The sequence below is a fragment of the Paraburkholderia sp. 31.1 genome, assembly GCF_014397645.1.
Classification (GTDB): domain Bacteria; phylum Pseudomonadota; class Gammaproteobacteria; order Burkholderiales; family Burkholderiaceae; genus Paraburkholderia; species Paraburkholderia tuberum.
This window is the reverse complement of the sequence record NZ_VZQN01000019.1, coordinates 59,697-80,631: the sequence shown is the minus strand read 5'-3', so window position 1 is coordinate 80,631 and position 20,935 is coordinate 59,697. Positions and strand designations below refer to the sequence as shown.

The window sequence follows — 20,935 nt, the reverse complement described above, 5'->3', positions numbered from 1 at the left end:
AGAGGAAAGACATGTTGCGTGTGATTACCGCCAACCTCAACGGCATCCGCTCGGCGGCGAAGAAGGGCTTTTTCGACTGGTTCGGCGAACAGGGCGCCGACGTGCTTTGCGTGCAGGAAATCAAATGCTCGCAGGACGACATGACGCCGGAGTTCATGGCGCCGCACGATTTCACCGGCTATTTCCAGCATGCGGTGAAAAAAGGCTATAGCGGCGCGGGCGTCTATACGCGTCATGAGCCGGACGAAGTGGTCATCGGCTTCGGCAGCGAGGAGTTCGACCCGGAAGGGCGCTATGTCGAGTTGCGTTTCGGCAAGCTGTCGGTGGTCTCGGTGTATGTGCCGTCGGGGTCGAGCGGCGACGAGCGCCAGCAGGCCAAGTTCCGTTTCATGGACGAGTTCATGCCGCATCTCGCCGAGCTGGCGAAGGAGCGCGAGGTGATCGTGTGCGGCGACGTGAACATCGTGCACAAGGAAATCGACATCAAGAACTGGAAGAGCAACCAGAAGAATTCGGGCTGCCTGCCCGAAGAGCGCGCATGGCTCGACAAACTGTTCGACGAAGTCGGTTATGTGGACGTGTTCCGCACGCTCGACCAGCGGCCCGAGCAGTACACGTGGTGGAGCAATCGCGGTCAGGCGTATGCGAAGAACGTCGGGTGGCGGATCGATTACCAGATCGCGACGCCGGGCATCGCAAGCAAGGCGAAGCGCACCGACGTGTTCCGCGACATCAAGTTCAGCGATCATGCGCCGCTGACCGTCGACTACGACCATAAGGTCAAAAAGTAAGCCCACCGGCCGCGACGCGTGCAGCGCCGTGGCCCGCCGGCAGTCGTAGAACCGGGGTATCAATCGCGCGCAGGCTTGCGGGTCGGCCGACCGATGCCTGCATAATCGGGCAACTCGTCGACGCTCTTGCCGATTGCCTTCGCGTACAGCGGCAGCATGTCCGGCAGCCGCTTGATGATGTCGTCGCGGCGCGCCGGCGTGTACGGGTGCACGTAGATGAAGCCCTGCTTGCGACTGCCGCGCGTCGCCTTCGCGAGCTTATCCCACAGCGTGACCGCCGCGCGCGGATCGAAGCCGGCGCGCGACGCGATATCGCTGCCAATCACGTCGGCTTCGGTTTCGTCGGTGCTCTCGTACTTCATTTCCAGCAGACGCGAACCGATGCCGAGCGGCGCCATGCCCAGATCGGCGAGGCCGAACAGTTGCGGAATCGTGCCGGACGAATCGAGCTGGCTCGCCTGCAACTGACCGAGCCGCATGCGCGCGTGCTCGCGCAACGCGTGCGCGATCTCATGGCCGATCAGCATGCCGACCTCGTCGTCGTTCAGGCGGACGCGATCGAGAATCCCGCTATAGACGACGATCTTGCCGCCCGGCAGGCAGTACATGCGGATGTCGTTCGAGCGCACCACCGCGACTTCCCACTTCCAGAGCTTGGCTCGCTCGTTCCATTTCAACGAGTACGGAATCATCCGGTCGATGATCGAGCGCACGCGTGTCACGCGCGCGTCCGTCTCGCCGTACAGGCGGTTCGCGTGGCTGGCGCCGTAGACGATCTGGTTGAACTCCTCGGCGGCCTGCGCCTCGAGCATCGACGACGGGATCAGGTTGCGGAACACCATGTAGCCACCGTAGCGCAGTTGCGGGCTCACGTAGTAGGGCGGCGGGACGGCCGCGGGGGCCGATGCCGCGGCGGGCGCTTTGGCGGTGGCGGGGGCGTGCGCGGGCTGCGGCGCGGAGCCGGAAGTAGCGGCACCCGGAGCGCTACCGCTAGCGCTGGGCGTGCCCGGGGCACCGGCGTTGGCACCGGTGCTGTTATCCGCGCCAGGTTTGGCACCGCCGGCGCTGTTGTTGCCGCTGTTGCCGGCTGCAGCCGAAGTCGCGTTTTCCGCGGCGCTGGTGCCGCTGGTCGCGGACCTGGCCGCAGGCATCGGGGCTGGGTTGGGCGTCGCACCGCTGGTGGTCGCGGCGGCGGCGGCCGGCGCGGGCGCTTGCGTGCCGCTCATCGGGCTGGCGCCAATCGCCGGCGTGCCGGCCGCATAGGCGCCCGCCGGCATCGCCAGCGCGACGCTGGCGCAACCGAGGACGCTTACGGCGCTGAGTGTGGTGCGGCGCGCGCGGGTCGGAATCGATACCTTCACGACCGGTCCCTCCACGGCGCGATGCGCACCAGCAGCAGCATGCCGGGCACCGCGAGCGCGGTGCAGAGGATGAAGTAGTCGAACCAGCCCATCCGCGCGACCACATAGCCGCTCGCCGCCGACGCGAGCGTGCGCGGCACCGACGCGAGGCTCGTGAACAGCGCGAACTGCGTCGCGGTGTAGCGCGGATCGGTGGTGCTCGCGATATACGCGGTGAACGCGGCCATCGTGAGACCGGTGGCGAAGGTCTCGAAGCCGTACACGAGCGCGAGCGCGACCGAGCGTGGATCGAGCTGCACGCTCCAGTCGATGCCGACGAACGACAGCAGCTTCGTCGTCCCCTGGCTCAGTGCGACGGCAATGTTGTAAATCGCGGCAAGTCCGGGCGAGTCCGGGCCGAGATGCGCGAGCCACGCGAAGCCGAGCGTCGACACCATCTGCAGCAAACCGAAGATCCACAAGCCGCGGCCGATGCCGATCTTCATCAGCCAGATCCCGCCGACGATGCCGCCCGCGAGACTCGCGCCGAACGCCGTGGTCTTGGCGATCACGCCGATCTGCGTGCGCGAAAAGCCGATGTCGAGGAAGAACGACGTGGACAGCGTGGTCGCCATCGTATCGCCGAGCTTGTACAGGAAGATGAAGCCGAGCACGAAAAGGGCAGTGCGCCAGCCGTCGCGCTGAATGAATTCCCTGAACGGCTCGACGATCGCCTCGCGGAGATTCTTCGGCGGCTCGCCGTGCACCTCGGGCTCGCGCACCACCAGCGTCATCAGAACGCCCGGCAGCATGAACGCGGCCGTCACGATGAAGACGGTGCTCCACGGCAGATGATCGGACAAAATCAGCGCGAGCGAACCGGGCACGAGCGCCGCGATCTTGTACGCGTTCACGTGCACCGCGTTGCCGAGGCCCTGCTGCGTGTCGCTGAGCAATTCACGCCGGTACGCGTCGATCACGATGTCGGAGCTCGCGCCGAAGAACGCGACCAGGGCGGTCAGCGCGGCGACGGTCCAGATCGATTCGCGTGGCGACACGAAACCGAGCGTCGCCATCGCGCCGGCCACGAGCAATTGCGTGACGAGCATCCAGCCGCGCCGTCTGCCGGGCCGCCAACCGGGCACGCGCGGTACGTAGCGGTCCATCAGCGGTGCCCAGACGAATTTCCAGGTGTACGGAAACTGGATCAGCGCGAAGAGGCCGATTTCCTTCAGATTGACGCCTTCCGAGCGCAGCCACGCCTGCACGAGGTAGACGAGCGTAAACAGCGGCAATCCCGACGTGAAGCCGAGAAAGACGCAAATCAGCATGCGCGTATTCAAAAACGCGCGCCAGCCGGGATGTTCTTCGTGAGCGGTAAGTGCGGGCGCCTCGTGCGGCGGGTTCGACATGTGGATAAGTGACGTTAGCTTTTCTTGACGCGATAGACCGCAAGACTACCACGCCAGTTCACGCCCCAACGCACCACCTGTCCGTCATGCAGCACGACGCGATCGAGAATCTCGATGCCGACTTCGGGCGCGAGCGCTTCGAAGTCCTTGATCGTCAGCACACGCACGTTCGGCGTGTTGTGCCATTGATAAGGCAGCGACTTCGACACCGGCATACGCCCCTGCAACACCGACAGCCGATGCGCCCAATAGCCGAAATTCGGAAACGACACGATGCATTGCTTGCCGACGCGCACCGTCTCGCGCAGGATCGCCGCGGTCTGATGAATCGTCTGCAGCGTCTGCGACAGCACCGCGAAATCGAAGCTGCCGTCTTCGAACAGGCGCAGGCCGTCTTCGAGATTCTGCTGGATCACGTTGACGCCCTTCTGCGTCGCGGCGAGCACGCCGGCGTCGTTGATCTCGATGCCGTAGCCCTGCACGTCCAGTTCTTCGTTCAGCAGCGACAGCAACGAGCCGTCCGCGCAGCCGAGATCGAGCACGGTCGCGCGCGGTTCGACCCAGCGGGCGATCGCGCGGAAGTCCGGGCGCAATGCCAGGTAATCAAGTGCTCGCTGGTTCATGCGTTGACCTCGTTTGCAATGCGTTCGTAGTAGGCGCGCAGCAGGTTGTGATAGCGCGCATCGTCGAGCAGGAAGGCATCGTGGCCGTGCGGCGCGTCGATCTCCGCATAGGTGACCGTGCGCTTGTGGTCGAGCAGCGCCTTCACCAGTTCGCGCGAGCGTGCCGGCGCGAAACGCCAGTCGGTCGAGAAGCTCGCGATCAGATACTTCGCGGTGGTGTGCGCTAGCGCGGCGGTCAGATCGCCGTCGAAGGCCTTGGCCGGATCGAAGTAGTCGAGCGCGCGCGTGATCAGCAGGTAGGTGTTCGCGTCGAAGTAGTCGGCGAACTTGTCGCCCTGATAGCGCAGATACGATTCCACTTCGAATTCGACGTCGAAGCTGAAGTTGTAGTCATCGAGCGCGCCTTCCGCGCGACGCAGCGAGCGGCCGAATTTTTCGGCCATGTCGTCGTCCGACAGATACGTGATGTGGCCGATCATTCGCGCGACGCGCAGGCCGCGCTTCGGTTTCACGCCGTGCGCGTAGTAGTTGCCGCCGTGGAAGTCGGGGTCTGACAGGATCGCCGAGCGTGCGACCTCGTTGAACGCGATGTTCTGCGCGGACAGTTTCGGCGTCGATGCGACCACGATGCAATGCGCGACCCGCTCCGGATACATCATGCTCCACGCGAGCGCCTGCATGCCGCCGAGACTGCCGCCCATCACGGCGGCGAAGCGCGTGATGGCCAAGGCGTCGGCGACGCGCGCCTGAGCGTTGACCCAGTCTTCGACGGTGACGACCGGAAAGGTCGCGCCATACGGCTTGCCGGTCGCGGGGTCGATGCTCATCGGCCCGGTCGAGCCGAAGCACGAGCCGAGGTTGTTCACGCCGATCACGAAAAACCTGTCGGTATCGAGCGGCTTGCCCGGGCCGACCATGTTGTCCCACCAGCCGATGTCCTTCGGATCGTCGGCGTACACGCCCGCCACGTGATGCGATGCGTTCAGCGCGTGGCACACGAGCACCGCATTGCTGCGCGCGGCATTGAGCGTGCCGTAGGTCTCGACCATCAGGTCGTAGCCTGCGAGCGAGCTGCCGTTGCGCAATGGCAGCGGCTCGGTGAAATGCATTTTTTGGGGAGCGACGATGCCGATGGATTCCATTCATTCCGCCATTGAGTCAACAGGGCGGCTAAACGGCGTCGGCGAAGCACGAAGAGAAGGACGGTGTGCGCAGCTGACGACCTCTTTAGCCGCATTTATAGTGAACCGCGGGCCTGGGGCCAAGGGTTCGCGCGCCCGCAATCGAGTCAGCAAATCGGCGCGTGAAAGGGTGTGAAACCGGGTGCAACGTGTATCGGGATGCCTTGGCGCGGTCCGTTATGCATCGGAAGGCCGCGGCAACATCAGGCGCAAAGTATAGCGGAAAATTCCGCGCGGCAGCGGCACGGGCGATGCCGCGCGAAGGGGGCGAGTCCTCGCGGACTACTGAAGAATCAGCAGCAGTTGCTCGTCCGCGTGTTCGGCGGGCGGCCGCGCGAAACCGCTGCGCACATAGCGATGCCAGCGGCCGATCACGTAGCTCACCACCAGGCTCGCGCGAATGGCGGGATCGTAGTCGGCAGGCAACGCAGTGGATTGCGGTGCGGTCTGCGGGCCGGCGTTGCCTGTGACGTCGTTATCCGCACGGGCAAGCGCTTCGGACTGCGCGAGCCGCAAGCACTGCTTCAGCGATGCCTCGATCCGTTCGAGCATCCGGTTCACGCGCTCGGTGAGTCGCTCGTGCTCGCCGATCAGCGCCTCGCAGGTCAGCACGCGCGTCATGCCGGGATTTTTCGCGGGAAAGTTGAGCAGCATCAGCGCGATCGCGCGCGCCTGCAGCACGCCGTTGTTTTCGTGATTGGTGATCTGGTTGATGAGGCCGAACAGCGTCTGCTCGATGAACTCGATCAGCCCTTCGAACATCTGCGCCTTGCTGGCGAAATGGCGATACAGCGCGGCTTCCGACACACCGAGCCGGGCGGCGAGCGCGGCCGTGGTGACCTTCTCGCGCTTCGGCGCCTCGAGCATGCTGGCAAGCGTCTGCAGGATGTGCACGCGACGCTCGCCCGGCTTCGGACGCGGCGAGCGTGTGGCGGCCGGCGCCGCGGGGGAGGTTGCGGCTGAGGTTTCGTCAGGCTTGTCGATCGGCTGCATGGCTGTGGTCCCCCGGCTGATATCGTTGGCGGCTTTCGTCCCTACTGTCCCGGCTTGCGTCCCTTCCATCGAACCGAGCGCGTGCCCAGTCGTAGCGATTTTAGCGAACGAATGCTGCGGTCGACATAATGCGGCCGGCCGGTGCCCGGCAGGCGCGTCGCTACACCGTCCGCGTGCGGCTTGCGCGGCAGGTGCCCGGTGATCCACACGGTGCGGATGCCGAGCCGTCGATAGTTTTTCAGGTGCGAACGCGTGTCCTCGACGAGGATCGCGTCTTTCAGCGACACGTGCGCGTCGCGCATCGCGCGGCGCAGCATCGCGTGATCGGGCTTCGCGCGCCATCGGCGGCGATCGCGCATGTGCTCGATCGCGATCACGCGCTCGAATAGCCGCTCGATGCGCAACTCGGCGAGCACCGCGCGCGCGTAGGTTTCGGGCGCGTTGGTCAGCACGATCTTGCGGCCCGGCAGCGCCGCGATCAGACGCGCGACGCCGCGCTCGTGGCGGATCATCGAGCAGAGGTCGGGGAACGTGTGCACGACCTTCAGGAAGTCGTGCGCGTCGAGCGGATGGTGGCGCGTGAGACCGAGCAGTGCTGCGCCGTAGCGCAGCGTGTAGCCGGTGCGCAGACGGTTGGCTTCGTCGATGTCGACTTGCAGCGCGTCGATGATGTACTGGGTCATGCCGCGATTGATCGCGGGGAAAATGGCATGTGACGCGCGGTGCAGCGTGTTGTCGAGATCGAACAGCCAGACGGGCTTGCCGCCTGCGAGGTCAGGACGGCGGCGCCGCGAAGTGGGGTTGCGCATGGTGAACTTCTTCAGCCGCTGACGGGCGTTTCATGCTGCGGATGCGCAGAGATTGCCGCATCAACGCTCGGGGGCGCGCATGGACTGCCGGCCGCGAGGTGGGGCACAGGCGTCGCGCCGCTCGGACGCAACCCCTGTGCCGGGGATGCCGCAACGATCAATGCGAGCGGATCATCGTGCCGAACGGCTGTTCGGTCAGAATTTCGAGCAGCACCGAGTGCTCGATGCGGCCGTCGATGATGTGCACCGAGCGCACGCCGCTCTTCGCCGCATCGAGCGCAGACGAGATCTTCGGCAGCATGCCGCCGGAGATCGTGCCGTCTTCGAACAGACCGTCGATTTCGCGCGCCGACAGGTCGGTCAGCAGATTGCCTTCCTTGTCCATCACGCCGGGGATGTTGGTCATCATGACGAGCTTTTCGGCGTTCAGCACGACCGCCAGCTTGCCCGCGACGAGATCCGCGTTGATGTTGTACGACAGGCCGTCTTCGCCGAAGCCGATCGGCGAGATGACCGGAATGAACGCGTCGTCCTGCAACGCCTTCACGACCGCCGGGTTGATCGACTCGACTTCGCCGACCTGGCCGATGTCGACGTACTGGCCCGGAGTTTCGCGATCGGGCATCAGCATCTTGCGCGCGTGGATCAGGCCGCCATCCTTGCCGGTCAGGCCGACCGCGTGGCCGCCGAAGTGGTTGATCAGCATCACGATGTCCTGCTGCACCTCGCCCCCGAGCACCCATTCGACGACTTCCATCGTCTCTTCGTCGGTGACGCGCATGCCCTGGATGAACGTGCCCTGTTTGCCGATTTTCTTAAGCGCCTGGTCGATTTGCGGACCGCCGCCGTGCACGATGACCGGGTTGATGCCGACCAGCTTCAGCAGAATCACGTCGCGCGCGAAGCCCTGCTTCAGACGCTCTTCGGTCATGGCGTTGCCGCCGTATTTGATGACCACGGTCTTACCGTGATACTGACGGATGTAAGGCAGCGCCTCGGCCAGAATTTCGGCTTTCAGGGTGGGCGCAATCTGCGAGAGGTCGGGAAGCTCGGACATGGCGGCAGGCTCGGGCACGGAACAGTTGAAACAGCGCGAATTGTACAGGACTGGCGCGCTGCAACAGGGTTTTCGGCCGCGGCGCGAGCGACGGGCGGTGCAGGCTTGGCGTACCGCACCATGACGGGCCGCGGGGGTGTCGAACAGCAAGCGTAACGCACTTGCGTGACGGCTGTGCATTGGCCGAACGGACGACTGCACCTGAGCGTGTCAGTCATGGCATCATGGCTTGATCAATGTCCCCGGCCCTGAGCGCCGATCTGCGATGAAATCGTCTTCCCCCCGCTCCGAACGCAGCGCACGCTGTCCGCGCTGCGGCAATGCTTTCGACTGCGGCATGCAGACTGAGCCGTCCAACTGCTGGTGCCGCGCGCTGCCGCCGCTACCGGTCGAGCGGTTAAAGCCAGGCGGCCGGTGTCTGTGCCCGGAGTGTCTGGCCGCGGAGATTGCACAGGCGACACACGAGGCGAGTGAGCATGAGCGGCCGTGATGGTCGGATTCGCCCCGGGGCCGATCAGAAACCGCCGACGCGCGGCGATGCTGCGCCACCCGCGCCCGCAGATCGCGCACAATCGCTTCCGGCGCCGGCTCCCATTCGCCGAACCGCGGCTGCCGATCCGGGGCGATCGCGTCGGCGTGCCGGCTGGCCATCCGCAGCGTGTCGCCGGCGCGGAATTGTGCGACGGCGTTTCCCGGGTCGAGTGGGGCAATAATGGCGGGCGTCGTCGAGCGGGTGCAGTTTGGCCGCGGCGGCGAAGCAACGGGCTTCATCTGCCGCAGCGCCACTGGCTCGGGCCGCGGCGGCGTAACGGGTAGACTAGGGTCATGCACCGTATAACCAACACCGGCCGCGTCAATCTCGGTCATCTGTTCTGGCTGCGCAGCCTCGCGATTATCGGTCAGCTGCTGACGATCGCGTTCGTGCAGATCTTCATCGGCGCCAATCTGCCGTTGCCCGCGATGCTGCTGGTGATCGGGCTCGAAGTGCTGTTCAACGCGCTCACGTGGTGGCGCGTGTCGCAGCAGCGTCCCGAGTCCAACCTCGAGCTGTTCGGGCAGATCTGGGTCGATCTCGGGGCGTTGTCGGCGCTGCTGTTCCTGTCCGGCGGCACCACCAACCCGTTCGTGTCGCTGTACCTGCCATCGCTTGCGATCGCGGCGGCCGTGCTGCCGTGGTATCTGATGGCCTGGCTCGCGGCGTTCGCGGTCGCCTGCTACGCGATGCTCAGTTTCGATTCCGTGCCGCTCAATCTCGAGAATCCCGCCAACCTGTTCGACTACTACCGCGCGGGCATGTGGGTCAACTTCATGGTCAGCGTGGGGCTGATTGCGTGGTTCGTCGCGCGCATGTCCCGAGCGCTGCGGCTACGTGACGCAGCGCTTGGAGAAGCGCAGCAGCGCTTGCTCCACGACGAACGGGCGGTCGCGCTCGGCGTGCAGGCGGCCACCGTGGCCCACGAAATCGGCACCCCTCTGTCTACAATCGCGATGTTGTCCGAAGAATTGCGCGACGCGGCGCGGACCGACGCGGGACTCGCCCCCTACCGCGCCGATCTCGAGCTGCTCGAGCAGCAGATGATGCTGTGCACGTCGGCGCTCGCGCGGTTGCGCAGCCGCGCAACGACCACGACGAACCGCCAGCCGGTCGACGAATGGCTCGAATCATTTGCCGGGCAATGGCGCCTGCGCCATCCTCACGTGAAGTTCGAGCGGCTTGGCACACCGCCCGCCGATGTCAGTCTCAACGACACGGCGGCCGTCAGCCAGATACTGACGATCCTGCTCGACAACGCCGCGCGCGCGAGCCGCGATCACGTGACACTGTGCTGCGTGCTCGCGCCACGCGGCGACCAGATCGTGTTCGAAGTGTGCGACCACGGTCCGGGCATTCCGGCCGCGCTGCGCGGCTCGCTCGGCGCGATGCCGGTGGAGAGCACGCAGGGCGGTCACGGCGTCGGCCTGTATCTGGCGTTTTCGGCGGCGGCGCGTCTGAAGGGATCGATCGAGCTGACCGACGTCAACGGCGGACGGCCGCGCGGCACGCGTGCGGTGCTGCGACTACCGCTCGCCGCGCGCAAGATTTCCGGAGCGAGCCCACATGGCGCCGCGCCATCCAACACGGAGAAACAGGCATGAGCGAGAAGAATTTTCTGGTGATCGACGACGACGAAGTGTTCTCCGGCATCCTCGCGCGGGGCTTGACGCGGCGCGGCTACACGGTGACCGAAGCACACAACGCGGACGAGGCGATCCGGCTCGCGAATCAGCAGAAGTTCAGCGAGATCACCGTGGACCTGCATCTCGGCAACGACTCCGGCCTGACGCTCGTCGCGCCGTTACGCGATCTGCAGCCCGATGCGCGCATGCTCGTGCTGACCGGCTACGCGAGCATCGCCACCGCGGTGCAGGCGGTCAAGGACGGCGCCGACAACTATCTCGCAAAGCCCGCCAACGTCGAGACGATCCTGTCGGCGCTGCAAAGCGAGGCGAGCGCGTTGCAGGCCGAGGCGGCGATCGAGCATCCGCAGCCGCTGTCGGTGGCGCGGCTCGAATGGGAGCATATCCAGCGTGTGCTCGCAGAACACAACGGCAATATCTCGGCGACCGCGCGCGCGTTGAACATGCATCGGCGCACGTTGCAGCGCAAGTTGGCGAAGCGGCCGGTGAAGCAGTAGGCGGCGATCTTCTGGCGCGGCGTTGGCTGTTCGAGGCGCCGTCGCGGGAAGGGCGGCACCAAACAAAACGGGCTGCCTATGCGAAGGCAGCCCGTTTTTCATGCATCAGCGCTTCGCGCTGTCACCGCGCATGTCAAAGCACGTAGCGCGACAGATCCTCGTCTTCGGCGATTTCGTTCAACGCGCTATCGACATACGCCGCGTCGATCTGCACTGCATGGCCCGAATGATTGCCGGCCGAGAACGACACTTCTTCGAGCAGTTTTTCAATCACCGTATAAAGACGCCGCGCGCCGATGTTCTCGGTCTTCTCGTTGACCGAGTACGCGATCTCGGCGAGACGGCGGATGCCGTCGTCGGCGAATTCGAGGTGCACGTCTTCGGTCGCGAGCAGGGCCTGGTATTGCTTGACGAGGCTCGCATCCGTCGACACGAGGATCGATTCGAAGTCGTTGACCGACAGCGAATCGAGCTCGACGCGAATCGGGAAGCGTCCCTGCAGCTCGGGAATCAGATCGCTCGGCTTCGCGAGATGAAACGCGCCGCTCGCGATGAACAGGATGTGATCGGTCTTCACCATGCCGTACTTGGTGTTGATCGTCGTGCCTTCGACGAGCGGCAGCAGATCGCGCTGCACGCCCTGACGGGACACTTCACCGCCGCCCGCTTCGTTGCGCGACGCGATCTTGTCGATTTCGTCGAGGAACACGATGCCGTTCTGCTCGACGTTCTGCACCGCCTTGCTCTTCACCTCTTCGTCGTTCAGCATCTTGCCGGCTTCTTCGTCGGTGAGCACCTTCAGCGCTTCCTTGACCTTCATCTTGCGGCGCATCTTCTTGCCGCCGCCGATATTGGCGAACATCGAGCGGATCTGCTCGGTCATGTCTTCCATGCCCGGCGGCCCCATGATGTCCATGCCGACCTGCGGCTGCTCGACGTCGAGCTCGATTTCCTTGTCGTCGAGCTGGCCTTCGCGCAGGCGCTTGCGGAACGTTTGACGCGTCGTGCTGCCTTCATCGGCGGTGTCGGTCGAGCTCGAGCTCGAACCGAAGCCGACCGGCCGTGCGGTTGGCAGCAGGATGTCGAGGATGCGGTCTTCGGCCAGATCGCCGGCCTTGGTCCGCACTTTGCGCATTTCGGTTTCGCGGGTCTGCTTGACCGAAATTTCGATCAGGTCGCGCACGATACTGTCGACGTCGCGGCCCACGTAGCCGACTTCGGTGAATTTGGTCGCTTCGATCTTGATGAACGGCGCGTCCGCGAGCTTCGCGAGACGCCGCGCGATTTCGGTCTTGCCGACGCCGGTCGGTCCGATCATCAGGATGTTCTTCGGCGTGATTTCCTGGCGCAGCGGTTCGTCGACCTGCTGACGGCGCCAGCGGTTGCGCAGCGCGACCGCCACGGCCTTCTTCGCGCGGCCTTGGCCGATGATGTGTTTGTCGAGTTCGGAGACGATCTCGGCGGGGGTCATGGTGCTCATCGATGGGTCCTTACTCGATCGTCTCAATGACGCGGTTATGGTTCGTGTAAATGCACATGTCGCCGGCGATTTCCAGCGACTTCTCCACGATGTCGCGCGGCGACAGCTCGGTGTTGTCGGCAAGCGCCTTCGCGGCCGCCTGCGCGTACGCACCGCCCGAGCCGATCGCACAGATGCCGCCTTCGGGATCGAGCACGTCGCCGTTGCCGGTGATGACGAGCGTGGTGCTCGCGTCCGCGGCGATCAGCATCGCCTCGAGACGACGCAGCATGCGGTCGGTGCGCCAGTCTTTCGCGAGCTCCACGGCCGCGCGCGTCAGATTGCCCTGATGTTTTTCCAGCTTCGCCTCGAAGCGGTCGAGCAGCGAGAAGGCATCCGCCGTGCCGCCGGCGAAGCCGACCAGCACCTTGCCGTTGTAGATGCGCCGGACCTTCTTCGCGCCGCCTTTCATGACGATGTTGCCGAGCGTGACCTGGCCGTCGCCGCCGAGCGCCACCTTGTTGCCGCGGCGCACGGAAACGATCGTCGTGCCGTGAAATTGCTCCATATGCGTTCCTCTTTGCAAAACGGGTAGAACGCGGCAGCGCTGTGCGCTACCGCATGAATCCAGTCAGCGGACGGCGCGCCGGGCGGCGCGCTCGTGAGCGCATGTCCGATCTATTTTAGGGCGCGCGCGGTCATATCAAGATCCGCCGGAAGGCATAGGACGAAAAACTGAAAATCCGCTTAGCCTGAGAAACGAGGCGGGAAGGGACGGCGGGGCGGGACGGATGGCGGAGCATGCGCGGATGTCGCGCAAAAAGAAAAGGCGCACGATTCACCGTGCGCCTCTCGACGAAGCAGCGTTTTCAGGGCGCCAAGCCGAAGCCGCGCCGCAGATAATCAGTCGCCGAACAGCTTCTGGCGCAGTTCGCGGCGCTCCTGGGCTTCGAGCGACAGCGTAGCCGTGGGCCGTGCGAGCAGACGCGGAATGCCGATCGGCTCGCCGGTTTCCTCGCACCAGCCATAGTCGCCCGCCTCGATTCGCGCGATCGATTGCTGCACCTTCTTCAGCAGCTTGCGTTCGCGGTCGCGCGTGCGCAGTTCGAGCGCATGCTCTTCCTCGATGGTGGCGCGATCGGCCGGGTCCGGCACGATGACCGTTTCGCGCAGGTTCTCGGTCGTCTGGCCGGCGTTGCGGAGAATGTCCGCCTGCAACTGTTCGAGCCTGTTCTTGAAGAAGGCGAGCTGATCCGCATTCATGTAATCCTTGTCGCTCATCTTCAGGATTTCGGCTTCGGTCAAGAGTCGTTTCGTCGTCATCTGGCTTACTTCTTCAATGTGAGGCAAAACTCATAGGGCCCGCACTTTCGTATTGCCCACAAACGCGTCGCGCGGACGCGCAGCGCAGGGTGGCCACGAACGTTGGACTGTCGTGACGCCGAAGCGCCTGGCGCCCACACACCGGGCGTTGCTAGCTACGCCGCTGCGGGGCCGAACTCCTCTGGAAACCGATTCACACATGCTCCTGAGGCATCGCTCGCCGACGAGCGCGTGCCCTTTCAGGCCATGCCCGCCGGCGTTTTCGGCGTGTCTCCGGACAAGATTTTCCGGCGCCGTTTCAGGCCCGTCGCGGGATACGCGCGACCGGGCAATTCGTTGTCATTCTCCAGTGGGCACGTATTGTAACTGAATCACAATACGGCACCGCAACTGCTGAAAGCCGGCCTGCGGCGCTGCGATATCCCGAAAATATAACGCGCAGAAAGCCAAAAAGCGATGGTCGTGCGCGCTTTAATACAGCAGGGTTTTCACGCGTTTTTCATATGGCCTGGATTCGAAAGGCCTCGGCGCCGCGGCGTCGCAGTTTCAGCAGAGGATTCACGCCCGCGCAGTCGGCGGCGGGCGTCTCACCGCACTAGAAGTAGCACGGCGCATGCCGCGCTGCGCGCGGCGTGTCGTGGGCTTGCTCCGAGGCTTGCTTGCGCGACGGCGCTGCGCCCGCTCAGGCGAGGCAGGCGTCGAGACCGTCGGTGATCAGATCGCGCGGCAGTTCGATGCCGATGAACACCATTTTGTTGGTCTTCTTCTCGGCCGGTTGCCATTTCGCGGCGAGGTCGCTGCCCATCATTTGATGCACGCCCTGGAACACGACCTTGCGATCGACGCCCTTCATGTACAGCACGCCCTTGTAGCGCAGCAGGTGCTCGCCATAGATCTGCAGGATGCCGCCGAGGAAGTCTTCGAGCTTGTTCGGATCGAACGGACGATCGCTGCGGTACACGAACGACTTGATCTTGTCGTCGTGATGCGCATGGTGGTGATGTCCGTGACCATGGCCTTCGTGATCGCAATGGCCATGGTCGTGATCGCAATTGGCGTGATCGTGGTCATGGTCGCCTTGCGTGTGGCCGTGCTCGTCGTGCGCGTGCGCGTGGCTATGCGCGTGTTCGTCTTCGCTCAGGAAGTCCGGATCGATTTCGAGCTTCGAGTTCAGGTTGAAGCCGCGCAGATCGAAAATTTCCTTGATGTCCGCCTCGCCGAAATTGACGACCTTGATCGCCGCCTTCGGGTTCATGTGCAGCAGACGGTGGCGCAGATCGCCCACGTGCCGCTCGTCGACGAGATCGGCCTTCGTGATGAACAGCCGGTCCGCGAAACCGACCTGGCGCTGCACCACTTCGTGCTCGTCGAGCTGATGGTTCGCATGCTTCGCGTCGACCAGCGTGATGATCGCGTCGAGCAGGAATTCGCTCGCGATCTGGTCGTCCATGAAGAAGGTTTGCGCGACCGGGCCCGGATTCGCGAGGCCGGTGGTTTCGATCACGACGCGGTCGAAGTCCACTTCGCCCGCCTGCTTCTTCGCGGCCAGATCGTTGAGCACGCGCGACAGGTCGCCGCGAATCGTGCAGCAGATGCAGCCGTTGCTCATCTGGATGATCTGCTCGCTCGTGTCCTGCACGAGGATCTCGTTGTCGATGTTCTCTTCGCCGAACTCGTTCTCGATGACGGCGATCTTCATGCCGTGCTTTTCGTTCAGGATGCGCTTGAGCAGGGTGGTTTTGCCGCTGCCGAGAAAGCCGGTCAGGATGGTGACTGGAATCATGTGGGTCGCCTGTAAGTCGTGAAACGGTGCGTGATCGGACGCTAGCGCAAGGCTAGCCAGATGCGTTAGGCGGGCCGCCGCAGCCAGATGGCGCGAGCCCCGTCCAGCCGGTCATTGAAACATATTTGCCTGGCGGGTGCAGGGGCGGCCGCGCTGCGGCCGGCTGATGGCCGCCCTGCGCGGAGGCGGGCCGCCGCCACCACGCGCAATCACCGGGAAGATGAGGGCGATCAGGCGATTTGCAACAGCAGCCCCTTCAGATACTCGCCTTCGGGGAACGCAGTGAGCAGCGGATGATCGACGCCCGCGCCAAGGCGCTTCAGGATGCGTGCGTCGACGCGTGCGTCGGCGGCCGCGCCCGACACGATCTTCTGGAACAGCTCGGGATCGATCGCGCCCGAGCACGAGTACGTGAACAGCAAACCGCCCGGGCGCAGCAGCTTCAGGCCCGTCAGATTGATGTCCTTGTACGCGCGCGAGGCGCGGTCCACGTGCTCGCGCGATGGCGCGAATTTCGGCGGATCGAGCACGATCAGGTCGAAGCGTTCGCCTTCGTCGTAGAGGCGCCGCAATGTCTTGAACGCGTCGGCGTCGAGCCAGGTCGCGCGGTCGGCGTCGAAGCCGTTGGCCGCGACGTTCTGCTGCGCGAGCGCGAGCGCTTCACCCGACGAATCGACCGACACCACGCGCTTTGCGCCACCCCTGAGCGCCGCGAGCGAAAAGCCGCCGGTGTAGCAGAAGCAGTTCAGCACGTCGCGATCTTTCGCGAACTGCTGCACGAGCAGGCGGTTATCGCGCTGGTCGACATAGAAGCCGGTCTTGTGGCCGTTGCGCACGTCGACGTGATAGCGCACGCCGTTTTCGCTCGCGATCAGCTTCTCGGAAGGCGGCTCGCCCGCGAGCACGCCGGTGATCTGCTCGAGCCCTTCCTTCTGACGGATCGACACGTCCGAGCGCTCGTAGACGTTCGGGCAGCCGGTCGCGCCGACCAGCGCCGCGACGATCGCGTCCTTCCACGCTTCGACGCCGGCCGCCATGAACTGACAGACGATCTGGCTGCGCTGATCCGCGTCCTCGGCGACGTAGTAATCGACGATCAGGCCCGGCAGACCGTCCGCCTCGCCGAAGATCAGCCGCACGGCGCCGGTGTCGCGCACCATCGCCTGACGATGCGCGAACGCGCGCTGCACGCGGCGCTTGAAGAACGCGTGATCGATCGGCTCGGCTTCGTCGAAGCTCCAGACGCGCGCGCGGATCTGCGAGTGCGGGCTGTAGGCGGCGCGGGCGAGAAAGCGGCCATCGTGCGCGCGCACGAGCACGGTCGCGCCGGGCGCGGGGCGGCCGTCGACGTGCTCGATCGCATTGGCATAAACCCACGGATGGCGGCGCAGCAGCGATTTTTCTTTCGACGGTTTGAGCGTAACGGTATTCATCAGGTGTAGGTAAAGTGCAAGCGAAGGCGGCGCGTCGTGGCGCGCGGCGTCAGTCGCGTGATCAGTTGCGTTTCTTTGCGCGAGGATGCGCGATGTCGTAGACGTGGGCGAGGTGCTGGAAATCGAGGCCCGTATAAACCTGCGTCGCGGTGATGCTCGCGTGGCCGAGCAGCTCCTGCACGGCGCGCAGGTCGCCGCTCGACTGCAGCACGTGCGTCGCGAACGAATGGCGCAGCACGTGCGGATGCACGTTGGCCGGAATGCCGGCGGCGAGCGCCGCGCGCTTCACGCGCTCGCGCACGACGTTCGGCGACAGCCGGTTGCCGCGCGCCGACAGGAACAGCGGATGCGGATCGTGGCGGACCATCGGTTCGCGCACCGCGAGCCATGCGTTCAGCGCCGCGACCGCCTTGCTGCCCACCGGCACGACGCGCCGCCGGTTGCCTTTGCCGAGCACTTCGACTTCGCCGGAATCGAGTTTCAGCCAGCCGGCCGAGCGATAGCCGTCGACGTCGGCGAAACGCGCGTCGAGGCCGACCAGTTCGGCGAGGCGCAGGCCCGACGAGTAGAACAGCTCGAGCATCGCGTGATCGCGCAGGCCTTCGGGCGAGTCGGCGGGCGGGCTGTCCATCAGGCGCGCGGTGTCGTCGACGGAAAGCGCCTTCGGCAGCGTTTTCGCCTGCTTCGGCGCGCGCACCGCGGCGACCGGATTGGCCGGCAACTCGACGTGGCCCGCGAGCCAGCGATAAAACGCCCGCCATGCCGACAGCCGATGGCCGATCGACCGCGCGGTGAGACCGCCCGCATGCGCGCGCGCGACGGCGCCGCGGATGTCTACGGCGGTGAGGCTTTCGAGCGCTCGGCCTTTGGCGAGCTGCTTCAGTTCCGCGAGTTCATGCGTGTAGCCGCGCAGCGTGTGCGCCGACAGCCGCCGCTCGTGCTCGAGATGCGACAGGTAGGCGGCGATCGGGTCGGCGGCGGTCACGGTACGCGGTGACGTTGCGTGGCGCGGCTCAGCGCGGCAGCAGCCGGCTCAGCGCGGCGCTCGCGAGCGCGCCGATCTGCGTGAGGAAATCGGTGGCCATGCCTTCGTGGAAGCGCCGCGGGTCGGATGAGCCCATCACGAGCAGGCCGAACGTCGGCGCGTCTTCGACACCTTCGGGGTCGCGCAGCGCGAGCAGCGCGATCGATTCGGTGCTCTGCGCCGTCCCGTTCGACGCGACGCCGAGCTCGTCGGTCGCGCTCGTTGTCGCGCTTGCCGCCGGGTTGGTCGTCCCGTGGGACGCGACCGCAGCTTGCGCGAGCCATTGCGCGGCCTCGAAGCCGGTGTTTGCGCCGCAGTACGGCGTGCTCAGGCTGCCCGCGAAAATGCGCACTTCCTCGCTGACGTGGCGCGCGAAGTCCGCTTGCGCATACGGCTCGGCGACGTCCCACACGCGCAGAGCCGCTTGCGGCACGTCGAAGATGTCGCGCAGACCGCCGGCGATCGTGCGCGGCAGCGCGTAGGGATCGCGCTCGGCCATCACACGGATGGTCCAGCGGTTGAATTTCGACGCGATGCTGTCGTTCTCGTGACCGTAGCGCAGCAGTTCGGCAAGACGCCGCTCCAGATGCTTGTTCTTGTCGCGCAGCATCTCCATCTGCCGCTCCTGCAGCGACACCGCGGCTTTGCCGTGCGGGTTCGCGAGCCGGATCGTCGCGAGCGTTTCCGCGTGTTCGACGAAGAATTCGGGATTGGCGAGCAGGTATTCGGCGACTTCGCGATCGTTCATGGTTTCGGCTAGAGGACTACGGGACGGCCGCCTCACGGCGGCGCGTCGGTCAATGAGTTAGACGGAGGGCGCCATGTCGGCCGGGCTGGACGGATTGTGCTGCGTCGAGTCCGACGAGGCGCTCGACGCCTCTTCGGCCAGCTCGATCTCCCCTTCGAAGACGGTGGCTGTGGGGCCGGCCATCAGCAGCGGCGCGCCTGGGTGCGCGCTGTCCCAAGTGATGGTCAGATCGCCGCCGTGCGTATGTACGAGCACCGGCGAATCCAGCAGCCCGCGCCGGATGCCGGCCGCGACCGCCGCGCACGCGCCGGTGCCGCACGCCAGCGTTTCGCCCGCGCCGCGTTCGTAGACGCGCAGCCTGATCTCGTTGCGGTTGACGATCTGCATGAAGCCCGCGTTGACCCGCTGCGGGAAGCGCGTGTGCCGCTCGATGGCCGGACCTTCGGCGAGCACCGGGAACACCTCGGTATCGTCGACGACCTGCACGGCGTGCGGATTGCCCATCGACACCACCGACATCCAGCGCGTCGCGCCGTTCACGTCGAGCGGCCAGAGCGTATCCTCGCCTTCGCGGCGGCCTTGCAGACCCTTGGTCGCGAACGGCACGAGTTCGGGATCGAACACGGGCGTGCCCATGTCGACGATCACTTCGCCGTTGTCCTGCATCGTCAGCGTGATCGTGCCTTTCTGGACCTGCACGCGCACGCTGCGTTGGTCGGTGAGACCGCGCTCGCGCACGAACTTGACGAAGCAGCGCGCGCCGTTGCCGCAGTGTTCGACCTCGCCGCCGTCGCAATTGAAGATGCGATATCTGAAATCGACGCCTTCGACGGTCGGCTTTTCGACCAGCAGCAACTGGTCGGCGCCGACGCCGAAATGGCGGTTCGCCAACGCGCGCACCTGCGCCGTGGTTAGATCAACCGGTCGGGTATAGCCGTCGAGTACGACGAAGTCGTTGCCCGCGCCGTGCATTTTGGTGAATTTGAGCTTCACGTTTTCCGTGTATCCGTTGCTGCGTAGGGCTTCGCGCGTGCTGGCGGAGCCGAAAATCCCGGCCTCACCGCCGTTGCGTGAATCACCCATTGGAGCCGTGCTCGGCCAATAGCAGATGATACACGTTGGCACATCGGAAACGGTACGGCATGCAAGGAGCCCAGCCCCACCTTCAATACACCCCCGGCACCCCCGGCGGGCGTGTCTTGAACCGCTTGTGCACCCAGTAATACTGCTCGGGCATCAGCGGAATCTGCTCTTCGAGAAACTCGTTCATGCGTCGCGCATCAGCGTCATCGTCGCCGGTCGGATAGTCGTCCCAAGGTTTGAAGACCTTGAGCCGGTAGCCCTTGTAGTTCGACAGCACCTCGCCGATGAACGGTACGACCTGCGCGTGCCCGACCTTGGCGAGACGGCCGACTGCGGTCAGCGTGCAGGTCGGCACGCCGAAGAACGGCACGAACGTCGAATTGCGCGCGCCGTAGTCCATGTCCGCGCCGAGCATCACCGGTTTGCGTTCGCGCAGCCAGCGCAGCACGACGCGCGCGCTGTCCGCGCGGCTCGCCATGTCCGCGCCGAAACGCGCGCGCGCTGCTTTGGCGGCTTCCTCGAACTCCTGATTCGACATCGGCTGATAGAGCGAGCCGCACTGGCGCTTCAGCGAGTAGTTCAGAAAGATCGAACCGGCCTCGATGCCGACAAAATGAAAGCCGAGAAACAATGTGGGCGGCAGGTTCGGATCCGTCAGGTCGATCGCGCTGTCGAGCTGGATCAGCTTGTCGAGCTTCTTCGCCGAGCCGAACCACTGCACGCTGCGCTCGAGATAGCTGCGGATCGCATGACGGAAGTGCTTTTGCGCGACGTCCTCGCGGCGCTCGTCGCTCCAGTCGGGGAAGCACAGCTTCAGATTGATATGAACGATGCGCCTGCGACGGCTCGGGATCTGGTAGAGCAGCCAGCCGAGCCCGTCACCGAGACGAGCGACCAATCCGTAAGGCAACAGCGCAAGGAGTTTGAGCAGCCCGATCGCGAGCTTCGCGCCGTAGCGGCTCAGCATGCAGCCTCCAGGCGCGCGGCGCCGCAGGGGGCGAAATTGTGGAAAGCGGAAAAATTGACGTGATACCGCACTCGTTTCGACTCTGTGACATTCAAAGGAAGTCGCTATAATAAAGGCTTCGCCGAGTTAATAGACAACTTGCGGGGCGAAGCCGGCGGGTGCGGTCCATGGGTTTTCATGGGTTATGCGTCCATCGGTCAGGTAATCCGCTAAAGCGTCGCCGCTTCAGACTCC

20 protein-coding genes are annotated in these 20,935 nt (G+C 64.9%); 4 read left to right on the top strand and 16 right to left on the bottom strand.

Features of this window, described 5'->3' with window-relative positions:
* Window positions 1-11 precede the first annotated feature (11 nt).
* On the top strand, window positions 12-791 hold the full coding sequence (locus F6X37_RS16715) for an exodeoxyribonuclease III (protein WP_090802219.1): 780 nt from the start codon (window positions 12-14) through the stop codon (window positions 789-791).
* 59 nt (window positions 792-850) lie between these two features.
* Here the strand turns inward: F6X37_RS16715 and F6X37_RS36930 are convergent, their stop codons facing one another.
* The 7 genes from F6X37_RS36930 to argB all read right to left on the bottom strand — a co-directional run bounded on the left by F6X37_RS36930 (window position 851) and on the right by argB (window position 8,206).
* On the bottom strand, window positions 851-2,167 hold the full coding sequence (locus tag F6X37_RS36930) for a M48 family metallopeptidase (RefSeq protein WP_187612096.1): 1,317 nt from the start codon (window positions 2,165-2,167) through the stop codon (window positions 851-853).
* A complete protein-coding gene (locus tag F6X37_RS16705; protein WP_187612095.1) occupies window positions 2,149-3,543 on the bottom strand; it encodes an AmpG family muropeptide MFS transporter in 1,395 nt (464 codons plus the stop codon). The genes F6X37_RS36930 and F6X37_RS16705 overlap by 19 nt, the downstream gene beginning before the upstream one ends.
* A 14-nt stretch (window positions 3,544-3,557) precedes the next feature.
* Window positions 3,558-4,166, bottom strand: a complete 609-nt coding sequence (gene metW / locus F6X37_RS16700) for a methionine biosynthesis protein MetW (protein ID WP_090802214.1) — start codon at window positions 4,164-4,166, stop codon at window positions 3,558-3,560.
* Window positions 4,163-5,308, bottom strand: coding sequence for a homoserine O-succinyltransferase MetX (locus tag F6X37_RS16695; protein WP_184060895.1), 1,146 nt, complete (start codon window positions 5,306-5,308; stop codon window positions 4,163-4,165). The genes metW and F6X37_RS16695 overlap by 4 nt, the downstream gene beginning before the upstream one ends.
* A gap of 321 nt (window positions 5,309-5,629) precedes the next feature.
* The gene (gene slmA / locus F6X37_RS16690; protein ID WP_187612094.1) at window positions 5,630-6,340 is read right to left on the bottom strand and encodes a nucleoid occlusion factor SlmA; all 711 of its coding nucleotides are present in this window, start codon (window positions 6,338-6,340) and stop codon (window positions 5,630-5,632) included.
* Between the two features lie 41 nt (window positions 6,341-6,381).
* Window positions 6,382-7,149, bottom strand: a complete 768-nt coding sequence (locus tag F6X37_RS16685; RefSeq protein WP_187612093.1) for a pyrimidine 5'-nucleotidase — start codon at window positions 7,147-7,149, stop codon at window positions 6,382-6,384.
* 157 nt (window positions 7,150-7,306) lie between these two features.
* On the bottom strand, window positions 7,307-8,206 hold the full coding sequence (gene argB / locus F6X37_RS16680) for an acetylglutamate kinase (RefSeq protein WP_018419098.1): 900 nt from the start codon (window positions 8,204-8,206) through the stop codon (window positions 7,307-7,309).
* Window positions 8,207-8,471: 265 nt separating this feature from the next.
* Between argB and F6X37_RS16675 the strand changes: the two genes are divergently transcribed.
* The 3 genes from F6X37_RS16675 to F6X37_RS16665 all read left to right on the top strand — a co-directional run bounded on the left by F6X37_RS16675 (window position 8,472) and on the right by F6X37_RS16665 (window position 10,881).
* The gene (locus F6X37_RS16675; RefSeq protein WP_090802208.1) at window positions 8,472-8,696 is read left to right on the top strand and encodes a cysteine-rich CWC family protein; all 225 of its coding nucleotides are present in this window, start codon (window positions 8,472-8,474) and stop codon (window positions 8,694-8,696) included.
* 335 nt (window positions 8,697-9,031) lie between these two features.
* On the top strand, window positions 9,032-10,342 hold the full coding sequence (locus F6X37_RS16670) for an ATP-binding protein (protein WP_090802206.1): 1,311 nt from the start codon (window positions 9,032-9,034) through the stop codon (window positions 10,340-10,342).
* Window positions 10,339-10,881 carry a response regulator transcription factor gene (locus F6X37_RS16665; RefSeq protein WP_090802205.1) on the top strand — a complete coding sequence of 181 codons (543 nt, stop codon included), beginning with the start codon at window positions 10,339-10,341 and terminating at the stop codon, window positions 10,879-10,881. The genes F6X37_RS16670 and F6X37_RS16665 overlap by 4 nt, the downstream gene beginning before the upstream one ends.
* 133 nt (window positions 10,882-11,014) lie before the next feature.
* Here the strand turns inward: F6X37_RS16665 and hslU are convergent, their stop codons facing one another.
* The 9 genes from hslU to F6X37_RS16620 form a co-directional block, all read right to left on the bottom strand.
* Window positions 11,015-12,361: an ATP-dependent protease ATPase subunit HslU gene (gene hslU / locus F6X37_RS16660; protein ID WP_090802203.1), complete on the bottom strand. Its 1,347-nt coding sequence runs from the start codon at window positions 12,359-12,361 to the stop codon at window positions 11,015-11,017.
* Window positions 12,362-12,371: 10 nt separating this feature from the next.
* Window positions 12,372-12,908, bottom strand: coding sequence for an ATP-dependent protease subunit HslV (gene hslV / locus F6X37_RS16655; protein ID WP_027199403.1), 537 nt, complete (start codon window positions 12,906-12,908; stop codon window positions 12,372-12,374).
* 335 nt (window positions 12,909-13,243) lie between these two features.
* Window positions 13,244-13,663 carry an RNA polymerase-binding protein DksA gene (gene dksA, locus F6X37_RS16650; protein WP_090802202.1) on the bottom strand — a complete coding sequence of 140 codons (420 nt, stop codon included), beginning with the start codon at window positions 13,661-13,663 and terminating at the stop codon, window positions 13,244-13,246.
* Between the two features lie 682 nt (window positions 13,664-14,345).
* Window positions 14,346-15,446: a CobW family GTP-binding protein gene (locus F6X37_RS16645; RefSeq protein ID WP_187612092.1), complete on the bottom strand. Its 1,101-nt coding sequence runs from the start codon at window positions 15,444-15,446 to the stop codon at window positions 14,346-14,348.
* Window positions 15,447-15,676: 230 nt separating this feature from the next.
* Entirely contained in the window at window positions 15,677-16,879 is a 1,203-nt protein-coding gene (locus tag F6X37_RS16640) for a class I SAM-dependent rRNA methyltransferase (RefSeq protein ID WP_090802199.1), read from the bottom strand.
* 61 nt (window positions 16,880-16,940) lie between these two features.
* A complete protein-coding gene (gene xerC, locus F6X37_RS16635) occupies window positions 16,941-17,864 on the bottom strand; it encodes a tyrosine recombinase XerC (protein WP_187612091.1) in 924 nt (307 codons plus the stop codon).
* A 28-nt stretch (window positions 17,865-17,892) separates the two neighbouring features.
* Window positions 17,893-18,651, bottom strand: coding sequence for a DUF484 family protein (locus F6X37_RS16630; RefSeq protein WP_187612090.1), 759 nt, complete (start codon window positions 18,649-18,651; stop codon window positions 17,893-17,895).
* A 57-nt stretch (window positions 18,652-18,708) separates the two neighbouring features.
* Entirely contained in the window at window positions 18,709-19,644 is a 936-nt protein-coding gene (gene dapF / locus F6X37_RS16625) for a diaminopimelate epimerase (RefSeq protein WP_187612132.1), read from the bottom strand.
* A 172-nt stretch (window positions 19,645-19,816) separates the two neighbouring features.
* Complete coding sequence (locus tag F6X37_RS16620; protein ID WP_187612089.1) at window positions 19,817-20,701, bottom strand: lipid A biosynthesis lauroyl acyltransferase; 885 nt, start codon at window positions 20,699-20,701, stop codon at window positions 19,817-19,819.
* Between the last annotated feature and the right edge of the window lie 234 nt (window positions 20,702-20,935).

Excerpts from the sequence above, each read along its gene's own strand:
- F6X37_RS16715 (WP_090802219.1), top strand. The coding sequence starts at position 12 with ATGTTGCGTGTGATTACCGCCAACCTCAACGGCATCCGCTCGGCGGCG.
- F6X37_RS16705 (WP_187612095.1), bottom strand. The coding sequence starts at position 3,543 with ATGTCGAACCCGCCGCACGAGGCGCCCGCACTTACCGCTCACGAAGAA.
- metW (WP_090802214.1), bottom strand. The coding sequence starts at position 4,166 with ATGAACCAGCGAGCACTTGATTACCTGGCATTGCGCCCGGACTTCCGC.
- F6X37_RS16695 (WP_184060895.1), bottom strand. The coding sequence starts at position 5,308 with ATGGAATCCATCGGCATCGTCGCTCCCCAAAAAATGCATTTCACCGAG.
- slmA (WP_187612094.1), bottom strand. The coding sequence starts at position 6,340 with ATGCAGCCGATCGACAAGCCTGACGAAACCTCAGCCGCAACCTCCCCC.
- F6X37_RS16685 (WP_187612093.1), bottom strand. The coding sequence starts at position 7,149 with ATGCGCAACCCCACTTCGCGGCGCCGCCGTCCTGACCTCGCAGGCGGC.
- argB (WP_018419098.1), bottom strand. The coding sequence starts at position 8,206 with ATGTCCGAGCTTCCCGACCTCTCGCAGATTGCGCCCACCCTGAAAGCC.
- F6X37_RS16675 (WP_090802208.1), top strand. The coding sequence starts at position 8,472 with ATGAAATCGTCTTCCCCCCGCTCCGAACGCAGCGCACGCTGTCCGCGC.
- F6X37_RS16670 (WP_090802206.1), top strand. The coding sequence starts at position 9,032 with ATGCACCGTATAACCAACACCGGCCGCGTCAATCTCGGTCATCTGTTC.
- F6X37_RS16665 (WP_090802205.1), top strand. The coding sequence starts at position 10,339 with ATGAGCGAGAAGAATTTTCTGGTGATCGACGACGACGAAGTGTTCTCC.
- hslU (WP_090802203.1), bottom strand. The coding sequence starts at position 12,361 with ATGAGCACCATGACCCCCGCCGAGATCGTCTCCGAACTCGACAAACAC.
- hslV (WP_027199403.1), bottom strand. The coding sequence starts at position 12,908 with ATGGAGCAATTTCACGGCACGACGATCGTTTCCGTGCGCCGCGGCAAC.
- dksA (WP_090802202.1), bottom strand. The coding sequence starts at position 13,663 with ATGACGACGAAACGACTCTTGACCGAAGCCGAAATCCTGAAGATGAGC.
- F6X37_RS16645 (WP_187612092.1), bottom strand. The coding sequence starts at position 15,446 with ATGATTCCAGTCACCATCCTGACCGGCTTTCTCGGCAGCGGCAAAACC.
- F6X37_RS16640 (WP_090802199.1), bottom strand. The coding sequence starts at position 16,879 with ATGAATACCGTTACGCTCAAACCGTCGAAAGAAAAATCGCTGCTGCGC.
- F6X37_RS16630 (WP_187612090.1), bottom strand. The coding sequence starts at position 18,651 with ATGAACGATCGCGAAGTCGCCGAATACCTGCTCGCCAATCCCGAATTC.
- F6X37_RS16620 (WP_187612089.1), bottom strand. The coding sequence starts at position 20,701 with ATGCTGAGCCGCTACGGCGCGAAGCTCGCGATCGGGCTGCTCAAACTC.